We start from the raw sequence: 10,083 nt of genomic DNA, 5'->3' as shown, positions 1-10,083 counted from the left end.
GGCTGCCACCTTGCTGCACTAGGGGATCGATGACTGATTACGGCCGGGGCTCCGGCTCCGAACCGTGGTACCCGGACGACCCGCTCTACGGCGAGCGCGACTGGCCGGAGGGGTACCCGCCCCCCGGGCAGGGCCAGCAGCCGCAGGGCGCCGGGGACTTCGACGCGTACGGCCGGGGGCCGGGCGGTCAGCAGGCGGCGGGTTATCCGCAGGGTTACCAGGACCCGGGCTACCAGGGGCAGGGGTACCAGGACCCCTCCTATCAGGACCCCTCCTATCAGGACCCCTCCTATCAGGACCCCTCGTACCAGGGGCAGGGATACCAGCAGCAGGGTTACCAGGACCCGGGCTACCAGGGCGCGCAGGGCGGTCAGCAGGGCTGGGACTCCGGCGTTCCCTCGCAGCAGTACCCGGGTAACCAGGGGCACCAGGGCCACTCTCCCCAGGGGCAGGGATACCCCTCGGAGGGCTACGACACGGGCGACACCGGTGCCCACGGCGGACAGGGCTACGGCGGCGGTCAGCAACGGGGCGGCTACGGCGGGCAGGGCTACGGCTCGGGAGGCTACGACTCCGGCGCCTACGACACCGGCGGCTACCAGACGGGTGGCTACGACACCGGCGGTTACGACACCGGGGGGTACGACACCGGTTCCTACCGCGCCGGCGGCTACGACACCGGCGGCTTCGCCTCGCCCGGCTACGACACCCAGGCCAGAGGCGGGGCGCCCTACCCCGAGCAGGGCACCGCCCAGCACGACCTCTCCCCACCGGGCCAGCGCCACCCCCAGGCCCAGCACCCCCAGCCGCCCGAGCAGGGCCACGGCGCGACCCAGGCGATGCCCTCGGTCGAGGTGCCCAGGGCCAGGAGCGGCGACGACCCGGGGCCCGACCCCGAGACCGGCTGGGACCCGGGCCCCGACGCCGGGGAGTCCGACTTCTTCCGCCGCGGGGACGACGACGAGGACGACCGCGGCGACGACGGCGGGCGGCGCGAGCGCGGCTCCAAGCGCAGGGGCGGCTGCGGCTGTCTGGTGCTGGCCGCCGTGATCGTGGCCGGCGTCGGCGGTGCCGGCTGGTACGGCTACGGCTTCTACCAGGACCGCTTCGGCCCGGCGCCCGACTACGCCGGCGAGGGCACGGGCGAGGTCGAGGTCGAGATCCCGGCCGGCTCCGTCCTCTCCGACATGGGGAACATCCTCAAGGGCGCCGACGTGGTCAAGAGCCACGACGCCTTCGTCGAGGCCGCCGAGTCCGCCGAGGCGTCCATCCAGCCCGGCGTCTACACGCTCCGCCAGCAGATGTCGGCCGAGGCCGCCGTCGCCGCGATGACCGACCCCGAGGCGCTCAACACCCTGACCATTCCCGAAGGCAAACGCGCCACCGACATCTACGCGCTGATCGACGAACGCCTCGGGCTCGGCGAGGGCGAGACCGAGGAGGTCGCCGAGTCGGCCGACCTGGGCCTGCCCGACTGGGCCGAGGGCGACCCCGAGGGCTTCCTCTTCCCCTCCCGCTACGACGTGGGCGGGGATGTCAGCGCCGAGGAGCTCCTGACCGAGATGGTCGACCGCGCCGAGGCCGAGTTCGACGGCATCAGCCTGGAGACCGCGTCCGAACAGCTCGGCCACACCCCGCGCGAGGTGCTGACCATCGCCTCGCTGATCCAGGCCGAGGCGCAGGAGGACGAGGAGTTCGGCAAGGTCGCGCGGGTGGTCTACAACCGGCTGGACATCGACATGCGGTTGCAGTTCGACTCCACCATCAACTACGCGCTCGGCCGCTCCACGTTGGACGTCTCCCTCGACGACACCAACCTGGACTCGCCCTACAACACCTATGTCGAGTACGGGCTTCCGCCGGGCCCCATCGACAACCCGGGCCACCAGGCGCTGGAGGCGGCGCTCAACCCGACCGAGGGCGACTGGCTGTTCTTCGTCACCGTCGAGTCGGGCGACACCCGCTTCACCGCCGACCACGAGGAACACGAACGCAACGTCCAGGACTTCAACGAGGTCCAGTCCCGCAACCGCGAGGAGAACGGCGGATGACGGCCACCCTCCGCCCCGCCGGCGTCCGCCGCGCCGCCGTGCTCGGTTCGCCGATCGCCCACTCGCTCTCCCCGACGCTGCACCTGGCCGCCTACCGGGCGCTGGGGCTGACCGACTGGAGCTACGACAGGTTCGAGATCGGGGAGGACCAACTGGCCCCGTTCCTGGGCGGGTTGGGTCAGGAGTGGGCCGGGCTGTCGTTGACCATGCCGCTGAAGCGGGCGGCGATCCCGCTGCTGGACGAGGTCAGCGAGACCGCGGCCTCGGTCTCCGCCGTGAACACCGTGCTCCTCACCGACGACGGGCGGGCCCTCGGCGAGAACACCGACGTCCCCGGCCTGGTCGCCGCGCTCGCCGAGCGCGGCGTGACCGAGGTGGAACGGGCCACCGTGCTGGGCGCCGGCGCCACCGCCGCCTCGGCGCTGGCCGCGCTCGGCCGGCTCGGGGCGCGCGAGGTCACGGCCTGTGTGCGCAGCGAGGCGCGCGCCGACGAGATGCGCGCCTGGGGCGAGCGCCTGGGCGTGCGCGTGGTCGCCGCGCCCTGGGCCGAGGCGGAGAAGGCGCTGCACGCGCCGCTGGTGGTCGCCACCACCCCGGCGGGGGCGACCGACGCCCTGGCGGGCGCGGTGCCGGCCGGCCCCGGGGTGCTCTTCGACGTGCTCTACGAGCCGTGGCCGACGGCGCTGGCCGGGGCCTGGTCGGCGGCCGGCGGGCGGGTGGTCGGCGGCCTGGACCTCCTGGTCCACCAGGCGGTCTGCCAGGTCGAGTTGATGACCGGGCTGGCGCCGGCGCCGGTCGCCGCGATGCGCGCGGCGGGCGAGGCGGCGCTCGCCGCCCGCTGAGCGCCCGCCGCGCCCGCCCCCGCACGCCGTCTCGCGAGGCAGACGGGTGAGCCGGCTGTCGGTGGGGCGTGGCAAGATCGGGGTGACACGCAGGGTTTTCGCATCCGAGGAGCACCGTTGAGCAGGCTGCGCTGGCTGACCGCGGGGGAGTCACACGGCCCCGCACTGGTCGCGACGTTGGAGGGGCTGCCCGCCGGGGTGCCGATCACCACCGAGCTGGTGGCCGACGCCCTGGCGCGCCGCCGGCTCGGCTACGGCCGGGGCGCCCGGATGAAGTTCGAGCGGGACGAGGTCACCTTCCTCGGCGGCGTGCGCCACGGCCGCACCCTCGGCTCGCCCGTGGCGATCATGGTGGGCAACACCGAGTGGCCCAAGTGGGAGAAGGTGATGGCCGCCGACCCGGTGGACCCGGCGGAGCTGGCCGAGCTGGCGCGCAACGCGCCCCTGACCCGCCCCCGTCCCGGCCACGCCGACCTCGCCGGGATGCAGAAGTACGGCCTCGACGACGCCCGCCCCATCCTGGAGCGCGCCTCCGCCAGGGAGACCGCGGCCCGCGTCGCGCTCGGCACCGTCGCCCGCTCCTACCTGCGGGAGACCGCCGGGATCGAGCTGGTCTCCCACGTGGTCGAGCTGGGCGGCGCCAAGGCGCCCGCCGGCTCGCTGCCGCGCCCCGAGGACGTGGCGGCGCTCGACGCCGACCCGGTGCGCTGCCTGGACGCCGAGGCCAGCGAGGCGATGGTGGCCGTCATCGACCAGGCGCACAAGGACGGCGACACCCTCGGCGGGGTCGTCGAGGTCGTCGCGTACGGCGTCCCGGTCGGCCTCGGCTCCCACGTGCACTGGGACCGCCGCCTGGACGCCCGGCTGGCCGGCGCCCTGATGGGCATCCAGGCCATCAAGGGCGTGGAGCTGGGCGACGGCTTCGGCCTGGCGCGCGTCCCCGGCTCCCAGGCGCACGACGAGATCCACGCCACCCCCGAGGGCATCCGCCGCGCCTCCGGGCGCTCCGGCGGCACCGAGGGCGGGCTCTCCACCGGCGAGGTGCTGCGGGTGCGGGCGGCGATGAAGCCCATCGCGACCGTGCCCCGCGCGCTGGCCACGGTCGACACCGCCACCGGCGAGGCCGCCGCCGCTCACCACCAGCGCTCCGACGTCTGCGCGGTGCCGGCGGCCGGGATCGTCGCCGAGGCGATGGTGGCGCTGGTCCTCGCCGACTCGCTCGCGGAGAAGTTCGGCGGCGACAACGTGGCGGAGACCCGCCGCAACGTCGAGTCCTACCTCGCCCACCTGGAGATCAGGTGAGCGCCCCGGCCGTGGTCCTGGTGGGCCCGCCGGGATCGGGGAAGACCACCGTCGGCACCCTGCTGGCCGAGCGCCTGGGCGTCGCCCTGCGCGACACCGACGCGGACGTGGAGGCCGAGGCGGGCAAGCCCATCCCCGAGATCTTCCTGGACGACGGCGAGCCGGCGTTCCGCGCGCTGGAGGCCGCGGCGGTGCGCCGCGCGGTCGCCGAGCACGACGGGGTGCTCGCCCTCGGCGGCGGCGCGGTCCACGACCCGGAGACCCGCGCGCTGCTGACCGGGCTGCCGGTCGTCTTCCTCGACGTGGCGCTGGCCGAGGCGGTCCACCGCGTCGGCCTCGACGTGCCGCGCCCCCTGCTCGCGATCAACCCCAGGCAGCGCTGGCGCGCCCTGATGGAGGAGCGCAGGCCCTGGTACACCGAGGTCGCCAGGGCCGTGGTGGAGACCGCGGAACGCACCCCCGACGAGGTCGCCACGGCCGTCATCGACGCATTGGAGCACCACCCGGCATGAGCAGCGGCACCACCCCCGAACCCTCCGCCGAGCCGGTAGCGCCCCTGCGGGTCACCGTCGGCGGCAGCGCGGGCACCGCCCCCTACGAGGTGCTGATCGGGCGTCAACTCCTCGGCGAGCTGCCGTCGTTGATCGGCACCGCGCAGCGCGTCGCGGTGCTGCACCCGGAGGCGCTGGCCGAGACCGGGCAGGCGCTCCGCGAGGACCTGGCCGCCCAGGGGTACCAGGCGATCACCGTCGAGGTGCCCAACGCGGAGGACGCCAAGCAGGCCGAGGTCGCCGCCTACTGCTGGTCGGCGCTGGGGCAGACCGGCTTCACCCGGAGCGACGTGGTCGTCGGCGTCGGCGGCGGCGCCACCACCGACCTGGCCGGCTTCGTCGCGGCGACCTGGCTGCGCGGGGTGCGGTGGATCGCCGTGCCGACGACGGTGCTCGGCATGGTCGACGCGGCCGTCGGCGGCAAGACCGGCATCAACACCGCCGAGGGCAAGAACCTGGTGGGCGCCTTCCACCCGCCGGCCGGCGTGCTGTGCGACCTGGCGGCGCTGGACTCGCTGCCGGTCAACGACTACGTCTCGGGCCTGGCCGAGGTGATCAAGGCCGGCTTCATCGCCGACCCCGAGATCCTGCGCCTGGTCGAGTCCGACCCGGAGGCCGCCAGGACCCCGGCCGGCCCGCACACCGCCGAGCTGATCGAGCGCTCGATCCGGGTCAAGGCCGAGGTGGTCTCCGAGGACCTGAGGGAGTCGGGCCGCCGCGAGATCCTGAACTACGGCCACACCCTGGCGCACGCCATCGAGAAGAACGAGCGCTACCGCTGGCGGCACGGCGCCGCCGTCTCCGTCGGCATGGTCTTCGCCGCCGAGCTGGGCCGCATCGCCGGCCGGTTGGACGAGGCGACGGCCGCCAGGCACCGGGAGGTGCTGGCCTCCGTCGGCCTGCCGGTGACCTACAGGGGCGACCAGTGGCCCCGGCTGCTGGAGACCATGCGGGTCGACAAGAAGACCAGGGGCGACCTGCTGCGCTTCATCGTGCTGGACGGGCTCGCCAGGCCCACGGTGCTGGAGGGCCCCGACCCGGCGGCGCTGCTGGCCGCGCACGCGGAGATCGCCGACTGATGCACGACGTACGCACGGCACGGCAAGGGGAGTTGACGGCGTGAGCGGAGCCGAGACCAGCACCGACCGCCGGGTCCTGGTGCTCAACGGGCCCAACCTGGGCCGGTTGGGCTCCCGCGAGCCCGACGTCTACGGCAGCACCTCCTACGCGGGTCTGGTCGCCCGCTGCACCGCGCTGGGCGCCGAGTTGGGCCTGGCCGTCGAGGTGCGGGAGACCAACGACGAGGGCGAGCTGGTCCGTTGGCTGCACGAGGCGGCCGACGGCGCGGTGCCCGTGGTGCTCAACCCGGGCGCGTTCACCCACTACTCGTACGCGATGCGGGACGCCGCCGCGCAGCTCACCGCGCCGCTGATCGAGGTGCACATCTCCAACCCGCACCGGCGGGAGGAGTTCCGGCACACCTCGGTGGTCGCCGAGGTGGCCACCGGCACCGTCGCCGGCTTCGGCATCGACTCCTACCTGCTGGCGCTGCGCGCGCTGGTGGCGGAGCCGGCGGGCTGAGGCGCCCGTCGAACGGCTGCCGCCTCCCGGACCTCGCCCGGGGAGCGGTACCGTGTGTCACACCGGAACGGGTGCGCGAGCCGGGGCTCGCGCAGGGGAGAAAACGGAGTGGGGAGCGGATGCAACAACCCGGTGGAATGCCCTCACCACCGCCCGCGCCGCTCGACGGCGGCACTGCCGGGCACCTCCGACTGCCACCGGGCCACACGGTTCCGGCCCCGGCACCCGCCACGGTGCTGCCCGACGTGCACCACGCGGGCGTCGCGGTGCTGCTGATCGGGCCGGCCGGCGCCGGCAAGACGACGGTCGCCCGCTACTGGGCCGACCGCCGCCAGGTGCCCACCGCGCACATCAGCCTGGACGACGTGCGGGAGTGGGTGCGTTCCGGCTTCGCCGACCCCCGCACCGGGTGGGACGACAGGTCCGAGGCCCAGTACCGGCTGGCGCGCAGGACCTGCGGCTTCGCCGCGCGCAACTACCTCGCCAACGGCATCTCCTGCATCCTCGACGACGCGGTCTTCCCCGACCGCCCGGCCGTGGGCCTCGGGGGGTGGAAGCGCCACGTCGGCCCGGGCCTGATCCCCGTGGTGCTGCTGCCCGGCCTCGACGTGGTGCTGGAGCGGAACGCGGAGCGCAGCGGCACCCGGCGGCTCTCCGACGAGGAGGTCGCCACGATCCACGGCCGGATGGCCGGCTGGTACGGCTCGGGGCTGCCCATCATCGACAACTCCCGGCACGACGTGGCGACCACCGCCCGGATGCTGGACGAGGCGGTCACCCGCAGTCTGCACAGCCCCCCGCAGTGGTGAACGCGCGCCGGTGACCCCGGGGACGCGCCCCGGCGCGGGCGCCGCTCGTTAGGCCCTCTCCAGGCGGCCGGTCTGCCGCCGGCTGCGTAGGCTCGACCCATGTCCGAGGTTCACGCGGCTCGACGATCCTGGCTGCGCGCCCGCTGTTCCCCGAGGAACGGCGCCGCCGTCGTCGCCGGGCCGGCCAACGTCCGCTATCTGGTCGGGCCCGCCCCTTCGAGCGCGGCGCTGCTGGTGCGCCGCTCCGGCGGCGACGTGCTGCTCGGCCACTGGGACCCGGCGGAGAGTCCTGGCGGCCCGCTGGGGGAGTTGGGCGGGCCGCGCGTGGTGGCGCTGGACGGCGAGGCCGATCCGGTGGAGGCCGCCGTCGCGCTGGCGGTCGAGGAGGGCGCGGGCGAGGTCGCGGTCGAGGAGCACCAGGTGACGGTCGCCAGGCACCGCGCGGTGCTGGCCGCCGTCCCCGGGGTGCGGCTGACGGACCTGGGGCGCGCGGTCGAGGGGCGCCGGGTGGTCAAGGACGACGACGAGATCGCGGCGCTGCGGGCGGCGGCCGAGATCACCGACCGGGCGCTGGGGGAGCTGCTGGAGTCGATCCTGGTGGGCCGCACCGAGCGGCATCTGGCCCTGGAGCTGGAGCGGCGGCTGGTCGACCACGGCGCGGACGGACCGGCGTTCCCCACCTCGGTGGCCACCGGCAGCCACTCGGGTCTCGCGGGGCACCGGCCGACGGACCGCAGGGTCGAGGAGGGCGATTTCCTGACGGTGCGGCTGGGCGCGCGCTTCCGCGGCTACCGCTGCCGGATCGGGCGGACGTTCGTGATCGGCACCAGCCCGGCGGACTGGCAGATCGAGCTGTACGACGTCGTCTTCGCCGCCCAGCGGGCCGCTCGCGAGGCGCTGGCCCCGGACGTGGAGTACCGCGCGGTGGACCGCGCGGCCCGCGAGGTGCTCACCGCCGCGGGCCACGGCAAGGCCCTGGGGCCGGTCACCGGGCACGGGGTGGGGCTGGAAATGGGGGAGGACCCTCGGATGGGGCCGGCGGCCATGGGTAGACTGAGCGCTTGTGTTCCGGTCACCGTCGAGCCGGGGGTGCATCTCCCGGGCCGGGGCGGAGTCCGGATCGACGACACACTCGTCGTCCGTCCTCCGGCGGACGGCGGGCCCGAGCTACTCACCATCACGACCAAGGAACTCCTGGCTCTGTGAAGCCCAGGCGGCAGCGGACCGGGAGTGACGGGTCGGTCCACTTGCGGCAGCCTCAGGAGAATCCACGACCGTGGCCACCACGAACGACCTCAAGAACGGCATGGTGCTCAAGCTCGACGGGGGCCAGCTCTGGTCCGTAGTCGAGTTCCAGCACGTCAAGCCCGGCAAGGGCGGCGCCTTCGTACGTACCAAGCTCAAGAATGTGCTTTCCGGCAAGGTGGTGGACAAGACGTTCAACGCCGGTACCAAGGTCGAGACGGCCACGGTCGACCGCAGGTCGATGCAGTTCTCCTACAAGGACGGCGCCGACTACGTCTTCATGGACACCTCGACCTACGACCAGCTGCCGATCAACCCCGAGACGGTGGGCGACGCGGCGAACTACCTGCTGGAGGGCCAGGACTGCACCGTCGCCATCTACGAGGAGAACCCGCTCTTCGTGGAGATGCCGGCGGCCGTCGAGCTGGTCATCGAGTACACCGAGCCCGGTGTGCAGGGCGACCGCTCCACCGGCGGCACCAAGCCGGCCAAGCTGGAGACCGGCTACGAGATCGGCGTCCCCCTCTTCATCACCACCGGTGAGAAGATCAAGGTCGACACCCGCTCCGGCGAATACCTTGGCCGGGTGAACAGCTAACCGTGGCTGCCCGCAGCAAGGCGCGCAAACGAGCCCTTCAGATCCTCTTCGAGGCCGACCAGCGCGGCGCCAAGCCCACCGAGGTGCTCGCCGACTGGGCCAGGCTGGCGACCACGGACGAACGCCAGCCGCCGGTCAGCGAGTTCACCAGGCGGCTGGTCGAGGGCTATGTCGAGCGGGCGGAGCGCATCGACGAGCTGTTGGCCCAGTACACCGTGGGCTGGCCGCTGGACCGGATGCCGGTCGTCGACCGGAACATCCTGCGGCTGTGCGCCTTCGAGCTGATCTGGGAGGACGAGACGCCGGACGCCGTGGTGCTCGACGAGGCGGTCCAGCTGGCGCGGGAGTTCTCCACCGAGGAGTCCCCGACCTTCGTCAACGGACTGCTCGGACGGCTGAAGGACCTCAAGCCCACCCTGCGCCGCTGACGCGACGCACGACGGCGGAACGGGGCGGGGCCGGATCTCCCTCACGGGGGACCGGCCCCGCCCCGTTCGCGCGCTCAGCCCTCCTCGGCCTGCACGGCCCGCCGCGCGTCCGCGCCCAGCACGCCCCAGCTGATGAGCTGCTCGGTCAGGACCGAGGGCGACTGGTCGTAGATCACGGCGAGGGTGCGCAGGTCGTCCTGGCGGATCGAGAGCACCTTGCCGTTGTAGTCGCCGCGCTGGCTCTGGATGGTGGCCGTGTAGCGCTGGAGCGGGCCGGCCTTGTCGCTCGGCACGTTGGCCAGGCGCTCCAGGTCCAGGACCAGCTTCGGCGGCGGCTCGGCGGCGCCACCGGGCGTCGAGCCCGGCAGCAGCTCCTGGACCGGCACTCCGTAGAACTCCGCCAGCTCCGCGAGGCGCTGCACGGTCACGGCCCGGTCGCCGCGCTCGTAGGAACCGACCACCACGGCCTTCCAGCGGCCCTGGGACTTCTCCTCGACCCCGTGAAGCGACAGACCCTGCTGGGTGCGGATGGCCCGGAGCTTGGCTCCGAGCTGTTTGGCGTATTCGCTGGACATGTGTCTCCCCGGACGGCTTTTCGTAACTCACTGTGAGGTTACGCAGCGTGATATCTCTCGTCAAGCCGAGACCGGAGAGTTTCCTCTGACCTGGGACGATG

11 protein-coding genes are annotated in these 10,083 nt (G+C 73.7%); 10 read left to right on the top strand and 1 reads right to left on the bottom strand.

Translation table 11 applies throughout. The features are described 5' to 3' along the window. The first annotated feature begins 29 nt into the window (after positions 1 to 29). From mltG to nusB, 10 genes are all read left to right on the top strand, one after another. Positions 30 to 2,051, top strand: a complete 2,022-nt coding sequence (mltG, locus tag FH715_RS20805; protein ID WP_139647585.1) for an endolytic transglycosylase MltG — start codon at positions 30 to 32, stop codon at positions 2,049 to 2,051. Then, complete coding sequence (locus FH715_RS20800; protein ID WP_139647583.1) at positions 2,048 to 2,893, top strand: shikimate dehydrogenase; 846 nt, start codon at positions 2,048 to 2,050, stop codon at positions 2,891 to 2,893. The genes mltG and FH715_RS20800 overlap by 4 nt, the downstream gene beginning before the upstream one ends. A gap of 117 nt (positions 2,894 to 3,010) precedes the next feature. Further along, positions 3,011 to 4,195 carry a chorismate synthase gene (gene aroC, locus FH715_RS20795; RefSeq protein ID WP_139647581.1) on the top strand — a complete coding sequence of 395 codons (1,185 nt, stop codon included), beginning with the start codon at positions 3,011 to 3,013 and terminating at the stop codon, positions 4,193 to 4,195. Then, positions 4,192 to 4,707 carry a shikimate kinase gene (locus FH715_RS20790; protein ID WP_139647579.1) on the top strand — a complete coding sequence of 172 codons (516 nt, stop codon included), beginning with the start codon at positions 4,192 to 4,194 and terminating at the stop codon, positions 4,705 to 4,707. The genes aroC and FH715_RS20790 overlap by 4 nt, the downstream gene beginning before the upstream one ends. Continuing rightward, complete coding sequence (gene aroB / locus FH715_RS20785; RefSeq protein ID WP_139647577.1) at positions 4,704 to 5,825, top strand: 3-dehydroquinate synthase; 1,122 nt, start codon at positions 4,704 to 4,706, stop codon at positions 5,823 to 5,825. The genes FH715_RS20790 and aroB overlap by 4 nt, the downstream gene beginning before the upstream one ends. 40 nt (positions 5,826 to 5,865) lie before the next feature. Beyond that, positions 5,866 to 6,327: a type II 3-dehydroquinate dehydratase gene (gene aroQ / locus FH715_RS20780; RefSeq protein WP_139647575.1), complete on the top strand. Its 462-nt coding sequence runs from the start codon at positions 5,866 to 5,868 to the stop codon at positions 6,325 to 6,327. Positions 6,328 to 6,398: 71 nt separating this feature from the next. Then, on the top strand, positions 6,399 to 7,136 hold the full coding sequence (locus FH715_RS20775; protein WP_425472758.1) for an AAA family ATPase: 738 nt from the start codon (positions 6,399 to 6,401) through the stop codon (positions 7,134 to 7,136). 99 nt (positions 7,137 to 7,235) lie between these two features. Beyond that, positions 7,236 to 8,342, top strand: a complete 1,107-nt coding sequence (locus tag FH715_RS20770; RefSeq protein ID WP_139647574.1) for a M24 family metallopeptidase — start codon at positions 7,236 to 7,238, stop codon at positions 8,340 to 8,342. A gap of 70 nt (positions 8,343 to 8,412) precedes the next feature. Continuing rightward, positions 8,413 to 8,979: an elongation factor P gene (gene efp / locus FH715_RS20765; protein ID WP_139647572.1), complete on the top strand. Its 567-nt coding sequence runs from the start codon at positions 8,413 to 8,415 to the stop codon at positions 8,977 to 8,979. 2 nt (positions 8,980 to 8,981) lie between these two features. Continuing rightward, positions 8,982 to 9,407: a transcription antitermination factor NusB gene (gene nusB / locus FH715_RS20760; protein WP_097229976.1), complete on the top strand. Its 426-nt coding sequence runs from the start codon at positions 8,982 to 8,984 to the stop codon at positions 9,405 to 9,407. Positions 9,408 to 9,481: 74 nt separating this feature from the next. On the opposite strand, the gene bldD is transcribed toward nusB, so the two are convergent. Beyond that, the gene (bldD, locus tag FH715_RS20755) at positions 9,482 to 9,982 is read right to left on the bottom strand and encodes a transcriptional regulator BldD (RefSeq protein WP_062215586.1); all 501 of its coding nucleotides are present in this window, start codon (positions 9,980 to 9,982) and stop codon (positions 9,482 to 9,484) included. Between the last annotated feature and the right edge of the window lie 101 nt (positions 9,983 to 10,083).

This window comes from Streptomyces sedi, assembly GCF_006335015.1.
Classification (GTDB): Bacteria; Actinomycetota; Actinomycetes; order Streptomycetales; family Streptomycetaceae; genus Streptomyces; species Streptomyces sedi.
Note: the sequence above shows the minus strand (reverse complement) of the source record. Positions and strands in the feature narration are given on the sequence as shown.